General features: G+C 69.5%; 13 protein-coding genes. 2 read left to right on the forward strand and 11 right to left on the reverse strand.

Annotated elements, in window-relative coordinates; translation table 11 throughout:
- Positions 1-235: 235 nt before the first annotated feature.
- Genes glgB through ACHAAJ_RS14240 form a run of 3 tightly spaced genes read right to left on the reverse strand, consistent with a single transcriptional unit; the run spans position 236 to position 7,778 of the window.
- Entirely contained in the window at positions 236-3,985 is a 3,750-nt protein-coding gene (gene glgB, locus ACHAAJ_RS14230; RefSeq protein ID WP_435728878.1) for a 1,4-alpha-glucan branching protein GlgB, read from the reverse strand.
- Positions 3,982-5,748 carry a maltose alpha-D-glucosyltransferase gene (treS, locus tag ACHAAJ_RS14235; protein WP_435728880.1) on the reverse strand — a complete coding sequence of 589 codons (1,767 nt, stop codon included), beginning with the start codon at positions 5,746-5,748 and terminating at the stop codon, positions 3,982-3,984. Before treS ends, glgB begins: the two co-directional genes overlap by 4 nt.
- Positions 5,748-7,778, reverse strand: a complete 2,031-nt coding sequence (locus ACHAAJ_RS14240) for an alpha-1,4-glucan--maltose-1-phosphate maltosyltransferase (protein ID WP_435728882.1) — start codon at positions 7,776-7,778, stop codon at positions 5,748-5,750. Before ACHAAJ_RS14240 ends, treS begins: the two co-directional genes overlap by 1 nt.
- A gap of 110 nt (positions 7,779-7,888) precedes the next feature.
- Between ACHAAJ_RS14240 and glgP the strand changes: the two genes are divergently transcribed.
- The gene (glgP, locus tag ACHAAJ_RS14245; RefSeq protein ID WP_435728884.1) at positions 7,889-10,498 is read left to right on the forward strand and encodes an alpha-glucan family phosphorylase; all 2,610 of its coding nucleotides are present in this window, start codon (positions 7,889-7,891) and stop codon (positions 10,496-10,498) included.
- A gap of 7 nt (positions 10,499-10,505) precedes the next feature.
- Here glgP and glgX read toward each other — a convergent pair whose 3' ends face one another.
- The 6 genes from glgX to ACHAAJ_RS14275 form a co-directional block, all read right to left on the reverse strand.
- Entirely contained in the window at positions 10,506-12,608 is a 2,103-nt protein-coding gene (glgX, locus tag ACHAAJ_RS14250) for a glycogen debranching protein GlgX (protein WP_435728886.1), read from the reverse strand.
- A gap of 11 nt (positions 12,609-12,619) precedes the next feature.
- Positions 12,620-13,615 carry a 23S rRNA (guanosine(2251)-2'-O)-methyltransferase RlmB gene (gene rlmB, locus ACHAAJ_RS14255; RefSeq protein WP_435728888.1) on the reverse strand — a complete coding sequence of 332 codons (996 nt, stop codon included), beginning with the start codon at positions 13,613-13,615 and terminating at the stop codon, positions 12,620-12,622.
- A 114-nt stretch (positions 13,616-13,729) separates the two neighbouring features.
- Entirely contained in the window at positions 13,730-15,196 is a 1,467-nt protein-coding gene (gene cysS, locus ACHAAJ_RS14260; protein ID WP_435728890.1) for a cysteine--tRNA ligase, read from the reverse strand.
- A 34-nt stretch (positions 15,197-15,230) separates the two neighbouring features.
- On the reverse strand, positions 15,231-15,749 hold the full coding sequence (ispF, locus tag ACHAAJ_RS14265) for a 2-C-methyl-D-erythritol 2,4-cyclodiphosphate synthase (protein WP_435728892.1): 519 nt from the start codon (positions 15,747-15,749) through the stop codon (positions 15,231-15,233).
- Positions 15,746-16,588: a 2-C-methyl-D-erythritol 4-phosphate cytidylyltransferase gene (gene ispD / locus ACHAAJ_RS14270; RefSeq protein WP_435728894.1), complete on the reverse strand. Its 843-nt coding sequence runs from the start codon at positions 16,586-16,588 to the stop codon at positions 15,746-15,748. Before ispD ends, ispF begins: the two co-directional genes overlap by 4 nt.
- A gap of 81 nt (positions 16,589-16,669) precedes the next feature.
- Positions 16,670-17,152 (reverse strand): CarD family transcriptional regulator, encoded by a 483-nt coding sequence (locus ACHAAJ_RS14275; protein ID WP_149956482.1) that lies wholly within the window; start codon positions 17,150-17,152, stop codon positions 16,670-16,672.
- A 245-nt stretch (positions 17,153-17,397) separates the two neighbouring features.
- On the opposite strand from ACHAAJ_RS14275, the gene ACHAAJ_RS14280 reads away from it, so the two are divergent.
- The gene (locus ACHAAJ_RS14280) at positions 17,398-17,931 is read left to right on the forward strand and encodes a hypothetical protein (protein WP_435728896.1); all 534 of its coding nucleotides are present in this window, start codon (positions 17,398-17,400) and stop codon (positions 17,929-17,931) included.
- Between the two features lie 74 nt (positions 17,932-18,005).
- Here the strand turns inward: ACHAAJ_RS14280 and ACHAAJ_RS14285 are convergent, their stop codons facing one another.
- Both ACHAAJ_RS14285 and ACHAAJ_RS14290 read right to left on the reverse strand, forming a co-directional pair.
- Positions 18,006-18,686, reverse strand: a complete 681-nt coding sequence (locus ACHAAJ_RS14285) for a winged helix-turn-helix domain-containing protein (protein WP_435728898.1) — start codon at positions 18,684-18,686, stop codon at positions 18,006-18,008.
- Entirely contained in the window at positions 18,683-19,885 is a 1,203-nt protein-coding gene (locus ACHAAJ_RS14290) for a sensor histidine kinase (RefSeq protein WP_435728900.1), read from the reverse strand. The genes ACHAAJ_RS14285 and ACHAAJ_RS14290 overlap by 4 nt, the downstream gene beginning before the upstream one ends.
- Positions 19,886-20,029: the final 144 nt, after the last annotated feature.

The following is a 20,029-nucleotide window of genomic DNA, read 5'->3' on the forward strand; positions in this document are numbered from 1 at the left end:
GTCCGCCTCCCCGGTGTCAATTCGACATCCGGACCAGTTTTTCGAGTGGTTTTTGCGTGGTCCCGATGCTTTCCAATGGAAGGCTTTTCTCCCTTTCGGGATTCTTTCGGCGACCGGCGCGGAACAAAACTATACGCCCACTTTCGCCCCACGCCAAATCGGGGGTACCCGTTGGGGCGAGGGCCGGAAAAGCGCGGAATCCCGGGGCCGTTGGCCCCGGGATTCCGGTGTCGTCCTATTCTGCCGGGGAATCCGGCGGAGTGAGGTAGAGCACTCCCAGTGGCGGGAGGGTGAGCACCGCGTGCGCGGGCTGGCCTTGGTGCCCTCCGGCTTCCGCGATCACCGTGCCGCCGTTGTCGACACCCGACCCCCCGTACTCCCGGGCATCGGTGTTCACGGCCTCGGTCCACGCGCCGGCCAGGGGCAGTCCGAGCCGGTAGTCGTGCCGCGGCTCCCCAGAGAAATTGGCGACGCACACCAACGGGTGGCCGGCGGCGTCGCGGCGGATGAACGCCAGCGTGTTGCCGGCGCCGTCCTGCGACTCGATCCATTCGAAGCCGGACGGATCATTGTCCCGTTCCCAGAGTGCGGGCGAGGACCGGTAGACCTCGTTGAGCTTGCGGACCGCCAACTGAACCCCGCGGTGCTGGTGCGTGTCGGCCAGCCACCAGTCGAGCCCGTGCTGCTCGCTCCACTCGGCTTCCTGCGCGAACTCGGTGCCCATGAAGATGAGCTGCTTGCCGGGGTGCGCCCACTGGTAGGCGAGGTATGCGCGCACCTGCGCCAGCTGCCGCCAGCGGTCCCCGGGCATGCGCCGCAGCAGCGAGCCCTTCCCGTGGACCACCTCGTCGTGACTGATCGGCAGGAGGAAGTTCTCGGTCCATGCGTACGCCAGGGAGAACGTCATCTTGTGGTGGTGGTGCATGCGGTTGATCGGATCCTCGCCGATGTACTCCAGCGAGTCGTGCATCCAGCCCATGTTCCACTTGATGCCGAAGCCCAGGCCGCCGTCGGACGTGGCGCGCGTGACGCCGTCGAACGCCGTCGACTCCTCCGCGATCATGACCGTGCCGGGCGCCACCCGGTACGCCGTGGCCGTTGCCTCCTGCAGGAACCGGATGGCCTCGAGGTTCTCGCGCCCGCCGTGCACGTTCGGCACCCACTGGCCTTCCTCGCGCGAGTAGTCCAGGTAAAGCATCGAGGCGACGGCGTCAACGCGCAGGCCGTCGATGTGGAACTCGGTCAGCCAGTAGAGCGCGTTGGCCACGAGGAAGTTGCGCACCTCGTTCCGGCCGAAGTCGAAGATCAGCGTCCCCCAGTCGGGGTGCTCGCCAAGGCGCGGGTCCGCGTGCTCGTACAGCGTCATGCCGTCGAACTTGGCCAGCGCCCACTCGTCCTTGGGGAAGTGCGCCGGGACCCAGTCGAGGATGACGCCGATTCCGGCCTGGTGCAGCTTGTCCACGAGGTACCGGAAGTCGTCCGGGTGCCCGAAGCGGGACGTCGGCGCGTAGTAGGACGTGACCTGGTATCCCCACGATCCGCCGAACGGGTGCTCGGCGACCGGCATGAACTCGACGTGGGTGAATCCCTGCCAGCTCACGTACTCCGCCAGCTGGTCCGCGAGCTCGCGGTAGGACAGCCCAACCCGCCAGGACCCGAGGTGCACCTCGTACACGCTCATCGGCGCGTTGTGCGGATCGCTCGCGCCGCGGCGGCCCATCCACTCCCCGTCGTTGAAGCCGTAGGACGACTCGGTCACCACCGAACCGGTCAGCGGCGGGATCTCGGTGTGCCGCGCCATGGGGTCGGCCTTCTCGCGCCAATGCCCGTCCGGACCCAGGAGCTCGAACTTGTAGACGGCCCCGGCGCCGACGCCCGGGATGAACAGTTCCCACACGCCGGAGTGGCCCAGCGAGCGCATCGCGTGCGGAGTCGCGTCCCAGTTGTTGAAGTCCCCCTTGATCCTGACGGCCCGGGCGTTGGGGGCCCAGACGGCGAAGCTGGTTCCGGTGCTGTCGCCAAGCGTCGAGTGGTAGCGCCGCACGTGGGCGCCCAATGCGGACCACAGCTTCTCGTGCCGCCCCTCGGCGATGAGGTGGAGGTCGACCTCGCCGAGGGTGGGCAGGTAGCGGTACGGGTCGTCGGCCAGGTGGGGCTCGTCCTCGCCGTACGCGACCTCGAGGCGGTAGTCGGGAACGTGGCCTTCGCGGTCCGAGGCGGGCAGGACCGCCACCCAGATTCCCTCGTGTTCGTGCCGCATCGGGTGGCGTCCGTCGGCCGTCACGACGGTGACCTCGCGGGCCAGCCGGCGCAGCGTTCGGACGGTGACGTGTCCGTAGTCGTCCAAGTGCGCGCCCAGCACCGCGTGGGGCGCGTGGTGCGCACCGTGGGCGACGGCGGAGAGCACGTGGCCATCGACCGGCAGGGGTCCCTGGGGTGCCGGCCGCGCGGCCACGCCGGCCGGTCGGGTTGCCTCGACCGCGGTTTCGTTGCGCCCCTGCGGTTCGGTGTTCTCGTTCGCGGTCATGGTGGACAGCACCTCCTGGACGGCGGACGCCGGGACCTGAACCCACGACGGCCTGTTCTGCAGCTCATAGACAACCTCGTACAACGCCTTGTCCAGCCACAGGGCCAGGAACAGGGGGGATTCCGTGTCCACCGGCTCGCCGGACTCGGCCTCGTACCCGGCGAGGAAGGCGCGGCGGGACCGCTTGGCCCACTCCGTCGCCGACCGCAGCGACTCCGGGGTTCCGTCTCCGTTGCGGATGGCGACCCCGGCGGCATAGTCGAAGGAACGCAGCATGCCGACGACGTCGCGCAGCGCGACGTCGCGGCTGGTCCGTTCCCCGGCGGCGCGCAGCGGCTCGCCCTCGAAGTCGAGGACCACCCACCCCCTTGTGGGGGCGTGCAGCACCTGGCCCAGGTGGTAGTCGCCGTGGATGCGCTGTAGCGGAGGCAATTCGGTGATCTCGTCGAGGCGCCCGAGCACCTGCCGGAAGGGTCCCTCGAGCGCGCCGACCGCGGACCCGGCTTTCTGCCAGCCCCACACCAGTCGCTGGCGCAGGCTTTCGACCAGCGACGAAACGGCGTCCGCGTCCGCCTGTCCCGCGCCGGCCACGCGTGCCAGGTCCCGGTGGAGCCTTGCGGTGGCGCGGCCGATCTCCTCGGCCTCCCCGGTGAACTCGGCGCCCTCGAGTGCCGCGACGCTGGCCGTGCGCCAGGCGTCCTGGCTTCCGCCGATGAACTCGCGCAGGACGCCCAGCGCGCCGGTGACCTCGCCGTCCGCGGTCCCCCACCGCGCGGTGACGGAGCCGAAGGTCAGCGGGACGTCGAACGATCCGCCCCCGGTCAGCAGTTCTCCGAGTTCGACGTCGGGGTTGGTGCCGGCGGCGGGGACACGGAAGAACTTCGCGATGACGTCGCCCTCCACGGATTCGACCACCACGGACGTGTTGGACTGCTCGCCGCCGAGCACGCCGGCGGCCAGAGGCGGCTCCAGCGGTGCGCGTTCGTCGAATCCCGCCGCCGGATGCCCGGCGAATCCGTCGCCCGTCCCGGAGGTGCGCATCAGCTCCAGCCACGCGGCGATGAACGCGGGATCGTGCGTGCCGTCGTAGACGTACCAGGTCGACGCCGAGCGGCGTCCGCCGGCTTCGATGGTGCCGATCAGTGCGGTGTCCGCCGCATCGCGCGCCGCCTCGGACGAGGCGTCGGCCCCCAGCGGGGTCAGCCGGAAGGACAGCGGCACGTGCACGACGGCGGCATCCGGCGCCGCGGCGTCGTTCCCCGCGTTCGTTCCCGGGCCGGCCGGGGGCACGTCCACTGCCAGCAGGACGGATTCGAGGTCGACCTCGCCGTGCGGGTCGGTGAGCCGGACCGATCCGACCCGCCGCAGCGCGAAGTCCGCGTCGCGAACGGGGAACCATCGCTGCCCGCGCAGCCACCCGGTGAGCAAGTCGAGAAGCTGCGCGTCCTGAGGCGTCATCGTGAGGGGTCCTCCTGCTTGATCAGTGGCATGGACTGCGTTGCGGGCGAATAGACGTCCGAACGGGCGGAGCGGAGTCGCAGCCAGTAGAAGCCCTGCGAACCCAAGGTGAGCCCGAGCCTACCGTCGGACCCGATGGCCGGAAAAACGCTGCCGCCGAAGACGTCACGCAGGCCGCGGCCGGCGAATTCGGACAGGTCGAGTTCCGTGGACGCCGGGTGCCTGGACAGGTTGTAGATGCACAGGATCGCCTCGCCCTCGAAGTCCTCGCCGGCGTCGGCCGGCAGCTCGCGCAGGAAGGCCAGGACGCTCGGAGCGCTGGCGCGCACGTTCCGGTAGGTTCCGATGCCGAACACCGGGTGCTCGCGGCGCACGCCGAGGACCTGGCGGATCCAGTGCAGCATGGATCCGCTGTGGGCCAGCTGCTGCTCCACGTTGACATTGGTGAAGTTGAAGATCAGCGAACTGACAACCGGCAGGTACAGCTTGCCCGGATCCGCGGTGGAGAATCCCGCGTTGCGGTCCGGGTTCCACTGCATCGGTGTCCGGGAGGCGTCGCGGTCGTCGAGCCAGATGTTGTCGCCCATGCCGATCTCGTCCCCGTAGTACAGGAACGGGCTGCCCGGCAGCGCCAGCAGCAGGGCATGGATGAGTTCCAGCTCGGCGCGGGAGTTGTCCAGCAGCGGCGCCAGGCGACGGCGGATGCCGACATTCGCGCGCATGCGCGAATCCGGGGCGTACCAGCCGAGCATGGCCTCGCGCTCCTCGGACGTGACCATCTCCAGGGTCAATTCGTCGTGGTTCCGCAGGAACGTCCCCCACTGCGTGCCGACCGGGATGTCCGGCGTCTCCTCCATGGTCTGGATGATCGGGGCCGCCAACTGGTCGCGCAGGGCGTAGTAGAGCTTCGGCATGATCGGGAAGTGGAAGCACATGTGGCATTCCGGTTCCTCGGCGGTGCCGAAGTACTCGACCACCTCGAAGGGCGGCTGGTTGGCCTCGGCGATGATGATCCTGCCGGGGTACTCCTCGTCGACCATGCGGCGCAGGTCCCGGAGGAACGCGTGCGTCGGCGGCAGGTTCTCGCAGTTGGTCCCGTCCTCCTCGAAGAGGTACGGGATGGCGTCGGCGCGGAAGCCGTCCACCCCCAGGTCCAGCCAGAAGCGGACGACGTCGAACATCGCCTCGTGGACCTTGGGATTCTCGAAGTTGAGGTCCGGCTGGTGGTGGAAGAAGCGGTGCCAGAAGAACTGCCGGCGGATGGGGTCGAACGTCCAGTTCGACTCCTCGGTGTCCACGAAGATGATGCGCGCGTCCGAATACAGCTCGTCCGTGTCGCTCCAGACGTAGAAGTCCCCGTACTCTCCCTCCGGGTCGCTGCGCGAGGCCTGGAACCACGGGTGCTCGTCCGAGGTGTGGTTCATGGGCAGGTCGATCACGATCCGAAGGCCGCGCGCGTGCGCCTCGGAGACGAGGCGGCGGAAGTCCCCGATCGTGCCGAACTCGTCCAGGACGTCGTAGTAGTCGGCGATGTCGTAGCCGCCGTCGCGCAGGGGCGACTTGAAGAACGGCGGCACCCAGAGGCAGTCGATGCCCAGCCACTGCAGGTAGTCGAGCTTGTCGATCAGGCCGGCCAGGTCGCCGCTGCCGTCGCCGTTCCCGTCGGCGAAGGCCCTGACCAGGACCTCGTAGAAAACGGCCTTGCGGTGCCATTGCGGATCGTGGGCGAGCCCGGGCGCGTTCAACTGATAGGGATTGGCCACTATGCGTTTCTCCTCAGGTGCAGGATGTGGGCGGGCTCCGCGTGCGGATCGAGCCGGACGTAGTTGTGCTGTCCCCAGCGGTAGGACTCTCCGCTGATCAGGTCGTCGACGACGAAGCGGCCGTCGCCGTCGAGGTCCCCCGGGTGCAGGCGCAGCTCGTCCAGGTCCAGCGTGACCGTACCCTCCCTGGCACCGTGGGGGTCGACGTTCACGACCACGATGATCGTGTCGCGCACGGGCCCGTCGGCGCCGTCGGGCACCGTCTCCTTGGTCTTGGAGAAGACCACGGTGGCGTCGTCCGAGGACGCGTGCACGACTAGGTTCTGCAGGTCGCCGAGCGCCGGGTGCGCGCGGCGGATGTGGTTCAGCCGGGTCAGGTAGGGCGCCAGCGAGCGTCCCTCGGCCTCGGCGGCGTCGAAGTCCCGCGTCTTGTACTGGAACTTCTCGTTGTCGATGTTCTCCTCCGCGCCCGGGCGGGCCACGTGTTCGAACAGCTCGTAGCCGGCGTAGACGCCCCAGAGCGGGCTGGCCATGGACGCGAGGACGGCGCGAATCTTGAAGGCCGCGGGGCCGCCGAACTGCAGGTACTCCGTGAGGATGTCCGGCGTGTTGACGAAGAAGTTGGGCCGGAAGTACGCGGGGCTCTCGTGGCTGACCTCCTGGAAGTACTCCTCCAGCTCCGTCTTGGTGTTCCGCCAGGTGAAGTACGTGTAGGACTGCTGGAATCCGGCGCGTCCGAGAGCGTGCATCATGGCCGGGCGGGTGAACGCCTCGGCCAGGAAAACGACGCCGGGGCGCCGCGCCTCGACGCGGGAGATCAACCACTCCCAGAAGGCGACCGGCTTGGTGTGCGGATTGTCCACGCGGAAGATCCGCACCCCGCGGTCCACCCAGAGCAGGACGATGCGCAGGATCTCCTTGGAGAGCCCGGCGGGGTCGTTGTCGAAGTTCAGCGGATAGATGTCCTGGTACTTCTTCGGCGGGTTTTCCGCGTAGGCGATGCTGCCGTCGGCGCGGGTCGTGAACCACTCCGGGTGCTCGGTGACCCACGGGTGGTCGGGCGAGGCCTGCAGCGCCAGGTCCAGCGCCACTTCGAGGTTCAGCTCGTTGGCGCGCGCCACGAAAGCGGCGAAGTCCTCCTTGGTCCCGAGGTCCGGATGGATGGCGTCGTGGCCACCCTCGGCGGCGCCGATCGCCCACGGGGAACCGGGGTCGTTCTCCCCGGCGACAAGCGTGTTGTTGGGACCCTTGCGGTGGGCGCGGCCGATCGGGTGGATCGGCGGAAGGTAGATGACGTCGAAGCCCATGGCGGCTACGGCGTCCAGCCGCCGGGCGGCGGTGGTGAAGTTGCCCGACGTGTGCGCACCGGTCTCCGGGTGGTAGACGGCTCCCTCGGAACGGGGGAAGAACTCGTACCAGGCGCCGCGTCCGGCGCGTTCGCGCTCCACGTTGATCGGGAAACGGCCGCTGTACGTGACCAGCCGGCGCACCGGATGTGCATCGAGCACGGCGAGGACCTCCGGGGACTCCCCCGCGGCCAGGCGGGCGCCGGTGTCCCGCTCACGGTCGGAAAGGGTGGCGGCGGCCGCCCGCAGGACGTCGGCGCCGCGCGCGTCCGGGTGGCCGTCGGCGGCCTCGCCGAACAGCTTGGCCCCCTCGGCGAGCATCAGGTCCACGTCGATGCCGGCGTCGATCTTCACCGTCGCGGCGTGGTGCCATGTGCCGTAGGGATCGTCCCAGGCCTCCACCTCGAACTCCCATGCCCCTACCGCGGATGGCTGGAGACGGGCATGCCAGGAATCGGTGCCCGGAGCCCCGGCAGCCATGCGGACACGCTGGGTCTCGGCGCCGTCGGGTCCGTAGAGTACCGCCGTCACACCCACGGAATCGTGCCCCTCACGGAAGGCGGTGGCGGAGACCAGCACGTCCTCCCCCGGAATGGCCTTGGCCGCAAAGTGGCCGCCCTCCACCACGGGTTGGACGTTGGTCACCGGAATGCGGCCGAATCTGGCTTGCTGTCCTTTAGTCACCCTGTAGACGCTAGCGACTATCCGTCACAAAGGCCAAGGATAAACGCGCTTTGCGCATCGTTTACCGAGACGAAACCCACACGGGGCGCATCTGCGCTACCGTTCACAGGGTGAAGGCCATCCGACGATTTACCGTCCGCACCGTCCTGCCCGAGCCGATCGCCGGGCTCGGCACCCTCGCCGCCAACCTGCGCTGGTCTTGGCACGAACCGACCGCGCGCCTGTTCCGCGATCTGGATCCGGTGGAATGGGAAGCCGCGCACGAGGACCCCGTGGCGCTCTTGGGCCGCTTCGACCGCGCCAGGCTGGACGTCTTGGCCGCCGACGCGGACTTCGTGTCCCGCGTGCAGTCGCAGGTGGAGGACCTCAGGCGCTACCTCGAGAGGCCTCGCTGGTACCAGGGCCTCGACGGATCCGCGCCGCGATCCATTGCGTACTTCTCCCCCGAATACGGCATCACAGCGGCGCTGCCGCAATACTCCGGCGGTCTCGGCATTCTCGCCGGCGACCACCTCAAGACCGCCAGCGACCTCGGCGTGCCGATCGTCGGCGTCGGACTCCTCTACCAGGCCGGTTACTTCAAGCAGTCACTCTCCCGCGACGCGTGGCAGCAGGAGACCTACCCGATCCTGGATCCGCACGGCCTGCCGCTCTCGCTTCTGCGCGAGGAGGACGGCACGCCCGCCGTCGTCTCCCTGCCCCTGCCCGGGGACCGCCAGCTGCGCGCTCAGATCTGGCGCGCCGACGTCGGACGCGTGCCCCTGCTGCTGCTCGACGCCGACATTCCCACCAACGACGACGCGGCACGCGCCGTGACCGACCGCCTGTACGGCGGCGGCGGGGACCACCGGCTCCAACAGGAACTGCTGCTGGGCATGGGCGGCGTCAAGGCGCTGCGCGCGTTCGAGCGGCTCACCGGCGCCGCCGCCCCCGAGGTCTTCCACACCAACGAGGGCCATGCCGGGTTCCTGGGCGTGGAGCGCATCCGCGAACTGATGGACGGCGGGCTGTCCTGGGCCGAGGCACTCGCGGCGGTCAGGGCGTCCACGGTCTTCACCACGCACACGCCGGTCCCCGCGGGGATCGACCGTTTCGAGTCGCTACAGGTAGGCCACTTCCTCCGCGCTGGGCTGGCCCCGGGCGTTCCGGTGGACGGCATCCTCGGCCTCGGCGCCGAGAACTACCCCGGCGGCGATCCCGCGACGTTCAACATGGCTGTCATGGGGCTGCGCCTCGCGCAGCGGGCCAACGGCGTCGCCAAGCTGCACGGGCGCGTCTCGCGTGGCATGTTCTCCGGGCTCTGGACCGGATTCGACGTCGACGAGGTGCCGATCGCCTCGGTCACCAACGGCGTGCACGTCCCCACTTGGGTGGACCCCCAGGTGCTCGCGTTCGCCCGCAGGCAGTTCGGCGACGAGGCCGTGGAGGCCGGCGAATGGGGCCGCGCCACAGACGTTCCCGACGAGGACCTCTGGGCGCTGCGGCGCAACCTGCGCGTCCAGCTGATCGAGGACGTCCGCGCGCGGCTGCGGTCCTCCTGGCTCAAGCGCGGCGCCACGGAAAGCGAACTCGGCTGGACGCGGTCGGTGCTGGATCCCGACGTCCTGACCATGGGATTCGCCCGCCGCGTACCGACCTACAAGCGCCTCACCCTGATGCTGCGCGACCCCGACCGGCTCAAGGCGCTGCTGCTTCACCCGACGCGGCCGATCCAGATCGTGATCGCCGGCAAGTCGCACCCCGCGGACGAGGCCGGAAAGAAGATGATCCAGGACCTGGTCCGGTTCACGGACGACCCCGAGGTCCGGCACCGGATCGTGTTCCTGCCGAACTACGACATGCGCATGGCGCGCACCCTCTTCCCGGGATGCGACGTGTGGCTGAACAACCCGCTGCGGCCGCTCGAGGCCTGCGGAACCTCCGGCATGAAGGCCGCCATCAACGGCGGGCTCAACCTGTCGGTGCTCGACGGCTGGTGGGACGAGATGTTCGACGGCGACAACGGCTGGGCCATCCCCACCGCGCCGCCCGGGGCATCCGTGGAACAGCGCGACGACCTCGAGGCGGCGGCGTTGTACGCGCTGATCGAGAACAACGTGGCCCCCAGGTTCTACGGGGCCGAGGATTCCGGCGCCGCCGGGGCCGCCGGCCCGTCGCAGGCCGAGTACGACGGCGTTCCGCGCCAATGGGTGCGCATGATCAAGCACACGCTGGCTCACCTGGGCCCGCAGGTCGCCGCGACGCGGATGGTGCGGGACTACGTCAACCAGCTCTACGTTCCGGCCGCGGGGTCGGGGCGGGCCGCGGCCGCCGACGGACACGCCGGGGCGCGCGCGCTGGCCGAGTACACCGGACGCATCCGCGCCTCGTGGCCGGGCGTCGTCGTCGAGCACGTGGATTCGGTCGGGATCTCCGAGCAGCCGCGCATCGGCGATGAGTTCCGCGTCAACACGTACGTCCGGCTGGACGGGCTCGCGCCGGAGGACATCGCGGTCCAGGCCGTACACGGCTCGGTGCTCGAATCCGACGAGCTGGTCGGGACCGTGGTCTCCGACCTGTCCCCCGCGGAGGATCTGGGCAACGGCCGGCACCTGTTCACCGGGACGCTCACGCTGGAGCGCCCGGGGGCCTTCGGGTACGGCGTCCGCGTGGTGCCGCGGCACCCGGCGCTGACGTCGGATGCCGAGCTGGGCCTCGTCGCGAACGCCGGAGACTCGTAGTACGCCACTAGGGCGTCGCGCGGTACACCGTGACCGAATAGCCCTCGATCCGTTCGCGCTCCCCGGCCCGCAGAGTCGTCCCGCGGCGGCTGCGCGCCTCGGGAGCGGTGCTGAACCGGAGATCGAACGTGGAAGGCACGTGCTCCACGGTTTCAAAGTCCTTCAGCGACGCCTCCTCGGGCATGAGGATGGTGCGGTGCTCCAGGGAGCCGTTGAAGACGATGAGCCCGTCGATCTGTCCGGCGGGGCTGCCCATCAGCAACTGCACCAGTCGCGTGCCAGGGTTGGACCACGCGTCCTGCGGCATCGGCCGGCCGTGCTCGTCGAACCACAGCATGTAGGCGCTGTTATCCCGCGCGGGATAGTTGTACGGCTGCCCGGCCATGAATTCGCGCCGGATGCGCGAAAGCGCCCTGGTGGTCGCGAACATGGCGCGCTGTTCCTCCGTGAGGGTCCAGTCCAGCCACGTCATTTCGTTGTCCTGGCAGTAGGCGTTGTTGTTGCCCTCCTGCGTCTTGCCGATCTCGTCGCCGGCGGTGATCATCGGGACGCCCAGCGACAGCAGCAGGGTCGCCATGGCGTTCGAGGCGGTCTGCAGCCGGGCGGCCGAGACGGCGCCGTCGCCGGTCGCTCCCTCCACGCCGTGGTTGTAGCTGCGGTTGTGGTTGTGCCCGTCGCGGTTCTCTTCGCCGTTGTCCTCGTTGTGCTTTCGGTCGTAGCTCACGAGGTCCCGCAGGGTGAAGCCGTCGTGCGCCGTGACGAAGTTGACGGATGCCAGCGGTCCGCGCCCGGACGGGGCGAAGAGTTCCCGCGATCCGGCGAGCACGCCGGCCAGGCGGGCCACGGATCCGCCCTGGTGCCCGGCCTCCAACGAGGCCCTGTCGGCGAACCAGAAGTCGCGGACCGTGTCGCGGTAGCGGTCGTTCCAGTCTGCGAAGCCGCGCGGGAAGCGGCCCGTCTGCCAGCCCCCCATGGAAACGTCCCACGGTTCGGAGATCAGCTTGACACCGGTCATCGCCTTGTCGGCACCGAGCGCGACGAAGAACGGGTGCTGCGGCGTGAAGTGGTTGTTGCCGTCGCGGCCCAGGGACACGGCGAGGTCGAACCGGAACCCGTCGACGTGGTACTCCTCCACCCACAGGCGCAGCGAGTCCATGGCCATCCGCACCACGGCCGGCTCGTTGAAGTTCAGCGTGTTGCCGCAGCCGGTGGTGTCGAAGTAGTTGCCGTCGGCGTCGTGCCGGTAGTACTGCCGGTCCGCCAGTCCCCGCCAGGACAGGGCGCGCTGGTCCTTGCCGCCCTCGGCCGTGTGGTTGAACACGACGTCGAGGACCACCTCGATGCCCGCCGCGTGCAACAGCTTGACCATGCCCTTGAACTCGTCCTGCACCGCCTTCGGACCCGCGGCCCGGGCCGCGGCGGTCGCGTACTCGCCGTGCGGGGCGAAGAAGCCCAGGGTGTTGTAGCCCCAGTAGTTGGGCAGGCCCAACTCCTGCAGGTGCGGTTCGTCCACGTGGAAGTGGATCGGCAGCAGCTCCACGGTGGTGACGCCGAGCGACTGAAGGTGCTCGATCATCACGGGATGCGCGAAACCGGCGTAGGTGCCGCGGAGCTCCTCCGGGATGTCCGGGTGCAGCTTGGTCTGTCCCTTGACGTGGGCCTCGTAGACCACCGTGTCCCGCCACGGCACGTGCGGCCGGGCGTCGTTTCCCCAGTCGAAGCCGGTAGCGACGTGGATGCCCCAGTGCACGCCGTCGTCGTCCGTTTCCAACGCCCTGGCGTAGGGGTCCACCAGCAGCTGACCGTGCCCGGGCAGGTCCGCGCCGCGGTCCCAGAATGCGTACCGCGCCCCGTGACGCAGCCCCTCGACGCGACCGTGGTGCACACCGTCGCTGAAGTCGAACAGGGGCGCGGAGACCATGAGGCCGGCGGGGTCGGAATACCAGACGTCGACGGCCTCGAGCCCCGGGGCGTACACGGCGACGTTGACGGCGTCGGGCACGTGGCTCAGCCCCGGCGCCGCGTCCGCGACTCCCAGCGGGAAGGCGCGCGAAAAGTGCGCCTCGGCGTGGCGAAGTCGCAAGGGGATCTCCTCGGTGGGCTGTGCCATGGCGTCCGGGCCTAGGCCCGGCGGCGCGAAACTTCGTAGAGCGAGATGCCCACGGCCATGGAGGCGTTCAGGGACTCCATGCCGGAGTCGATGGGGATGGAGACGATCTGGTCGCAGGTTTCGCGGACCAGCCGCGAGAGTCCCTTGCCCTCGGATCCGACGACGATGCACAGCGGCTCCGTCGCGAGGCCCAGTTCCGGCAGCGACACGTCGCCGTCGCCGTCCAGGCCCACCACGTAAACCCCGAGCGCCTTCATGGCCTTGATGGTGCTGGTCAGGTTGGTCGCGCGGGCGACCGGAACGCGCACCGCGGCCCCGGCGCTGGTCTTCCAGGCCGACGCCGTCAGGCCCACCGAGCGTCGCTCCGGCACGATCACGCCGTGCCCGCTGAACGCGGAGACGGAGCGGATGATCGCGCCGAGGTTGCGCGGGTCGGTGATGCCGTCGAGGGCCACGAACAGCGGCGCGTTGGAGATGTAACCCTTGCCGGCCTTGGCGACCGTCTCCTCGACGAGCTCCAGCGCGTCCGGGTAGTCGTACGGCGGGATCTGCAGCGCCAGTCCCTGGTGGATGGCGTCGTCGGTCATCCGGTCCAGTTCGGGCTTGCCGGTCTCCATGACCGGGATGCCGCGCTCGGCGGCCATCTTCAGCGACTCGCGGACGCGGTCGTCGACGTCGATCCGGATGGCGACGTACAGCGCCTTCGCGGGAATGCCGGCGCGCAGCGACTCGACCACGGAGTTGCGCCCGGTGACCATTTCCTCGGCCGGCTTACCGCCCTTGCCCTGCCGGCCGCCCGGGCGTCCGCCGGCGCGCGCGCCGGCGCCGGACTTGGCCGCGGCACGCTCGCCGAGCTGCTTGGTGCGGTAGGCCTTGTGGTAGGTCCGGTCCTCGGCCTTGGGTGTGGGACCCTTGCCCTCGAGGGACTTGCGGCCGTGGCCACCGGTGCCCACGTTGGGGCCCTTCTTGGTCTTGCGTACGGTGCCGGGGCGTTTGGGTGTTGCCATGGGGAAAAATCCTTGGGATGGGGTTTTGGGGGGAATCGCGCGGTGGCTGCGATGCCTACCGGTAACCATTTTACAGCCCAACCCGCATTCACGGGCGACGGGTGCCCCGGGACACTAACCCAGCGACCACCGGGCCCCGTCGGCGGAGTCCTCGACGACGATGCCCGCGGCCGCGAGCGTGTCGCGGATGCCGTCCGCGCGGGCCCAGTCCTTCGCGGACCTCGCCGCGGCGCGGGCCTCCAGCTGCGCGTCCACGAGCACCTCGAGCGCCGCCCGGCCGGCACCGTCCGTGGCGGCCGCCGGATCGACGGCGTCGTCCAGCCCCAGCACGCGCGTCATCGCCATCACCTGCCGCAGGGCGACGTCGGCGGCGTCCAGATCGCCGGCGGCCAGTGCGGTGTTGCCACGGCGGACGGTGTCGTGGAGCGCCGCCAGGGCCTGCGGGACGTTCAGGTCGTCGTCCATGGCGGCCGCGAACTCTTCGGTGACCTCCGAGGGGGGCGCGACGAAACCGGACTCGCCGCCCGGGCCGGTCACGTGGGTGCGGCCCAGGGCGTTGGACACGAAGGTGTCGATGCGCGCGACGGCGGCTCCGGCCTCGGCGAGAGAGCTCGGCCGGTAGTCCAGCTGCGACCGGTAGTGCGCCTGCCCCAGGAAGTAGCGCACCACGCGCGGTCCGGCGAGGGCCAGCATGTCCCCGGGGGAGACGGTGTTGCCGATGGACTTCGACATCTTCTCGCCCTCGTACGTGACCATGCCGTTGTGCATCCAGAAGTTGGCGAAGCCGTGGCCCGCCGCGGCGGACTGGGCGAGTTCGTTCTCGTGGTGCGGGAACCGCAGGTCCAGCCCGCCGCCGTGGATGTCGAACTCGGTGCCGAGGTACTTGGTGACCATGGCGGAGCATTCCAGATGCCAGCCCGGACGGCCGCGTCCCCAGGGGCTCGGCCAGGAGGCCGTCTTCGGTTCGCCGGCCTTGTGTCCCTTCCACAGCGCGAAGTCGCGCGGATCGCGTTTGCCCCGCGGGTCGGCGTCGGCCGCGGCCTGCATGTCGTCGACGTTCTGCCGGGTCAGGGCGCCGTAGGCGGCGAAGGAACGGACGTCGAAGTAGACGTCGCCGGAGTCGTCGGTGGCGGGGTAGGCGTGGCCGGCGTCGATCAGGCGCCGCACCAGGTCGTGCATCTCCGTGATGTGGCCGGTGGCGCGCGGCTCGTAGGTCGGCTTCCGCACGCCCAGCAAGCCGTACGCGCGCGCGAATTCCTGCTCGAAGCGGTAGGCGAGCGCGTACCACTCCTCCTCGGGCAGATAGACGCCGTCCGTCTCGAAACCGGCGGCGAACGAGGCCGCGGACTTCTCGAGGATCTTGTCGTCGATGTCGGTCACGTTGCGCACCACGTCCACCCGGTGGCCGCGGTGTTCGAGCCAACGGACCAGGATGTCGAAGGCGATCGCGGACCGGATGTGCCCGACGTGCGGCATGCCCTGCACGGTGGCGCCGCAGTAGTAGAGGCTCACCCGGCCGGGGACCAGCGGAACGAAGTCGCGCACCTGCGCCTGTTTGGTGTCGTAAAAACGGATGCTCACCGGTCAAGGTTATCCGCTGTGCGGCGGCCCCCGGTCAGGCGGTGCGGTACACCAGCGCTGTCGCGTAGGCGGTGATGCCGCGCGCCTCACCCTCGTAGCCGAGTCCGTCCGACGTCGTCGCGGTGACGGTGACCGGCGCCCCGGCGGCGGCGGTGAGGGCGGCGTCGGCCTCGGAGCGGCGCGGCCCGAACTTGGGGCGGTTGCCCACGAACTGCACCGCGACGTTGCCGATCTCGAAGCCGGCCGCGCGCACCAGGCGGGCGGCCTCCCCCAGCAGTCTCGCGCCGGACGCGCCGGCGAACTCCGGGCGGCCCGTGCCGAAGTGCGTGCCGAGGTCGCCGATGCCGGCGGCGGAGAACAGCGCGTCGCAGGCCGCGTGGGCCACGGCGTCGCCGTCGGAATGCCCGGTGAGTCCGCGCTCGCCCGGCCAGTGCAGACCGGCCAGCCAGAGCCCGCGCGTCTCCGCGGCGCCGGTCTCCTCGAAGGCGTGCACGTCCACGCCGATGCCCGTGCGCGGAATCGTGGTTCCTGCCGGTGGGGGCGCGCTGCTCATGGGGTCTCCTCGTAGCCGTTGGCGACCATTGCCTCCGCCAGCAGCAGGTCCAGTGGGGTGGTGATCTTGAGTGACTCGGCGGCGCCGCGCACCAGATAGACGTCCACGCCGCGGGACTCCATCAGTAGCGCGTCGTCGGTGACGGCAGCCGCCCGCAGCGCGTCCCAACCGGCCGCGGCCTCGTGGGCCGCCAGGAGCGGGGCCAACCGGAAACCCTGCGGCGTCTGGACGGCGCGCAGCCCCGAGCGGTCGGGGGTCGCGGCGACGGTTTCGGCCGCGATGGCCGTCCGCGCCGACGCGGCGGCCAGCTTGACGGTGTCCACCACCGGAACCGCCGGGACGGCGGCGTCGGCCCCGGCCCGGAGCGCGGCGAGGACCTCGCGGAAGACGGCGGGCGGGGTCAGGCAGCGGGCCGCGTCGTGGACCAGGACGACGTCGGCGCCGTCGCCGACCGCCCCGAGGCCCGCACGGACAGATTCGTTGCGCGTAGCGCCGCCGTCGACCGCGACGACCCCGCGATCCGCATAGCCGGCGCAGACGCGCGTCAGTTCGGTGTCCCCCGGCGGCAGCACCACGACGATGCGGGACGCCACACCCGAGGCCAGCACGCCGTCGAGTGCGTGCGCGAGCAAGGGGCGTCCGGCCAGCGGGACCAGGGCCTTGGGGATTCCGTGGCCGAGGCGCGTCCCGGATCCGGCGGCGACCACCACGACCGCGGCGGCGCCGTCTTGGGCGGAGGATTCGGCTTGGCATGACTCGACGGAGTGCCGGGCGGGAGGCTCGGCGGAGGGCTCCGGGTCGGGACCGGGCGCCGCGTGGGGAGGTTGGTTGTCGGGCACGCGACCAGCCTACCGGCGGCGGGCACGCGAAGGGCCCGCCCACCGTGTGGTGGACGGGCCCGAATCCTGAAGGAGACGCCCCTAGGAGGCCAGCACCTCGTCGAGGACGCTTTCGGCCTTCTCTTCGTCCAGCTTCTTGGCCAGGGCCAGTTCGCTGATGAGGATCTGGCGCGCCTTGGACAGCATGCGCTTCTCGCCGGCGGAGAGGCCGCGGTCGTGGTCCCGGCGCCACAGGTCGCGAACGACCTCTGCGACCTTGATCACGTCTCCGGAAGCCAGCTTCTCCAGGTTTGCCTTGTAACGGCGGGACCAGTTGGTCGGCTCTTCCGTGAACTCGGCACGGAGGACGTCGAAGACGTGCTCCAGACCCTCCTGGCCGACGACGTCGCGGACGCCCACCAGATCGACGTTTTCCGCCGGAACCTCAATTGTCAGATCGCCCTGCGCCACCTTGAGCTTGAGGTACATCTTCTCTTCGCCCTTGATGGTGCGCATCTTGATCTCTTCGATCATCGCCGCCCCGTGGTGAGGGTAAACAACCGTTTCGCCAACCTCAAAAACCATGTGGATAATCCCCTTTCCCGACCTCAAGTTTATCACGAAAGTGGTGGAAACATCGGCGAGTTGCTGGGCGACGGGGCGGGAACGGGAGCATAATCCCCCTTCGCGGGGTCCGCGCGGCGTCACCGGCCACCACCGAGTCCTACATTTGTGGTGAAACCGATTAGGCTAAGGGTGAATACCGTCGCCCGCGGGCCACCCGCCGGCGACGGACCCACCAGACTCGAACGTAATGAGGAGTTTGTGCCGTGATCACCGCACAGAAGTTCCGCGGGCGCCGCGCCGTCGCGGCCGCCGCCCTGGCAACGATGGCACTCGGCGCCACGGGTTGCGCCGCCATCAACCCGCAGGCCACCACCATGCAGTACGCTCCCTCTGATGGCTTCTCGGTCGACATCGCGGGCATCCAGGGACGGAACATGATGCTGGTGGCGAACTCCGCCGACGAGGAGGCGCGCCTGATCGGCAGCCTCATCAACTCCACCGATGCCCCGCTGACGATCACGCTGGAGGTTGCCGAAAACACCGTCTCGATCGACGTTCCGGCGGACAGCACCAAGAAGCTCGAGGACGATGCGAACAAGACGATCGTGCCCAATTCCGGCGCGGAGCCCGGCGCGCTGACCAGCGTCCGCATGGCGGTCTCGGGCGCCTCCACGCAGCAGTCCATCCCGGTGGTCAACGGGGCCCTGGCCGAATACCGCCCGTACCTTCCCGGCGGCTACGACGAGTCCACGGTCGAGCACCTGGCTCCGCACGAGGAGACCGAGGAAGCCCACTAGGGCCACCACGCCACAAGCAAGGGTCCCGCAACCGGTGGTTGCGGGACCCTTCCTTATGGCTTCGACGAGCGCCTTCAGGCCTCGAACTTGTAGCCGAGCCCACGCACCGTCACGAGGTGCGTGGGGTTGGAAGGGTCGGGTTCGATCTTCGAACGCAGCCGCTTGACGTGCACGTCGAGGGTCTTGGTGTCCCCCACGTAGTCCGAACCCCAGACCCTGTCGATCAACTGTCCGCGCGTGAGCACGCGGCCGGAGTTGCGCAGGAGCATCTCCAACAGCTCGAATTCCTTCAGCGGCAGCGAAACGGACTGGCCGCCGACGCTCACCACGTGGCGTTCCACATCCATCCGCACCGGTCCGGCCTGCACCGTCGCGGTCACCAGGTCCTCGGATTCGCCCTGGCGGCGGAGCACGGCGCGCACCCGGGCCAGGAGTTCCCGCGACGAGTAGGGCTTCGTCACGTAGTCGTCCGCCCCCAATTCGAGTCCCACGACCTTGTCGATCTCCGAGTCCTTGGCCGTGAGCATGATGACCGGAACCCCGGAACGCTGACGGAGCTGGCGGCACACCTCGGTTCCCGGCTGACCGGGAAGCATCAGGTCCAACAGCACGAGGTCCGCCCCCAGCCGGTCGAACTCCACGATCGCATCGAGGCCGTTGTCCACGACCTGCACCTCGAATCCTTCTTTCTCCAGAAGGTAGGACAGCGGGTCGCTCAACGACTCCTCGTCCTCAACCACCAGAATGCGGGTCAAATCCTGCCTCCTTGTTGCGTGGCACCAATCGTGCCCGTGCCTTGCGCCCCGACGGACGGTTCGTCCGCCTCTGAGCCCTCCTCAAACACCGGCAGGCGGACGGTGAAGGTGGATCCCTGCCCGGGCTGGGACCACACCGTCACCTCGCCTCCGTGGTTGGAAATCACGTGCTTCACGATGCTCAGCCCCAGGCCGGTTCCGCCGGTCTGCCGCGAACGCGCGGCGTCCACACGGTAGAACCGTTCGAAGATGCGGTCCTGCTCGTCGCGCGGGATCCCCTGGCCCTTGTCCGTCACGGACACCTGCACCAGCCCGTCGCGGGACCGCAGGCCCACTCCCACGGTGGTGCCGTCCGGCGAGTACCTGATGGCGTTGTCGATCAGGTTCCGGAACGCGATCATCAGCAGGTCCGGGTCCCCGTAGACGGGCTCCTCCGCCCGACCACCCAGCGAGATCGAGATGTTCTTGGCCTCCGCCGGCAGCTTGTTGCGGTCCACCGCCTCCGTGATGACCTCGTTGAGGTCCACGCGGTGACCCTGCTGCAGGACGTCGGCGCCCTGCAGCCGCGACAGTTCGATGATGTCCTGGACCAGCGAGCCGAGCCGTCCCGCCTCCTTGTGGAGCCGCATCGCGAACCGGCGGATGGCCACCTCGTCGCCCGCCGCGCCCTCCATGGCCTCGGCCAGCAGCGAGATCGCGCCGACGGGGGTCTTGAGCTCGTGGGACACGTTGGCGACGAAGTCGGTCCGGATGGCCTCGGTCCGGGTGATCTCGGTGCGGTCGTCGGCCAGCAGAAGGATGTACTCGTCGCCAAGCGGCGCCACGCGGACGTGCACGACGATGGTCCCCTGGCCGAGCGGGCCGCGCGGCAACTCGAACTGCCGCTCCTCGATGACGCCGTCGGACCGCACGGCGCGGGCGAGGGCCAGCAGTTCCATGTGGACCATGGTATGCCCGCGGACGAGGCCGAAGGCGTAGGCGGCGGGGTTGGCGCGGACCACTCCGTCGACGTCGTCCACCACCACGAAGGCACGGCCGATGACGGAGAGGATCTCCGCGGCGCCCTCGGGCAGGGTCGGTTCCCCGACGTCCCCCAGATCGACCCGCCCCCGCTGGCTGACGCGGTAGGCAAGAAGGCCGGCGACGCCGAGGGCGAGGCCCAACAGGCCCGACACGACAACGATCCACGCTTCATCCACGCACCCAGCGTAGCGCCAGCGATTCCCGGCGAACCGCCATGTGTCCCGTGGAGGCGGCCGGTTCACGCAACGTTCACTTCCGCGGGCACGACGGTTCATCTAGTACTGTCACAGTGAGCGTTGAATAGGACCGTTCCATCTGCG

Origin of the sequence: Arthrobacter arnarulunnguaqae, from assembly GCF_051262515.1 — a bacterium.
GTDB lineage: Bacteria > Actinomycetota > Actinomycetes > Actinomycetales > Micrococcaceae > Arthrobacter_N.

Excerpts from the sequence above, each read along its gene's own strand:
- rlmB (WP_435728888.1), bottom strand. The coding sequence starts at position 13,615 with ATGGCAACACCCAAACGCCCCGGCACCGTACGCAAGACCAAGAAGGGC.
- glgX (WP_435728886.1), bottom strand. The coding sequence starts at position 12,608 with ATGGCACAGCCCACCGAGGAGATCCCCTTGCGACTTCGCCACGCCGAG.
- ACHAAJ_RS14275 (WP_149956482.1), bottom strand. The coding sequence starts at position 17,152 with ATGGTTTTTGAGGTTGGCGAAACGGTTGTTTACCCTCACCACGGGGCG.
- ispF (WP_435728892.1), bottom strand. The coding sequence starts at position 15,749 with ATGAGCAGCGCGCCCCCACCGGCAGGAACCACGATTCCGCGCACGGGC.
- glgB (WP_435728878.1), bottom strand. The coding sequence starts at position 3,985 with ATGACGCCTCAGGACGCGCAGCTTCTCGACTTGCTCACCGGGTGGCTG.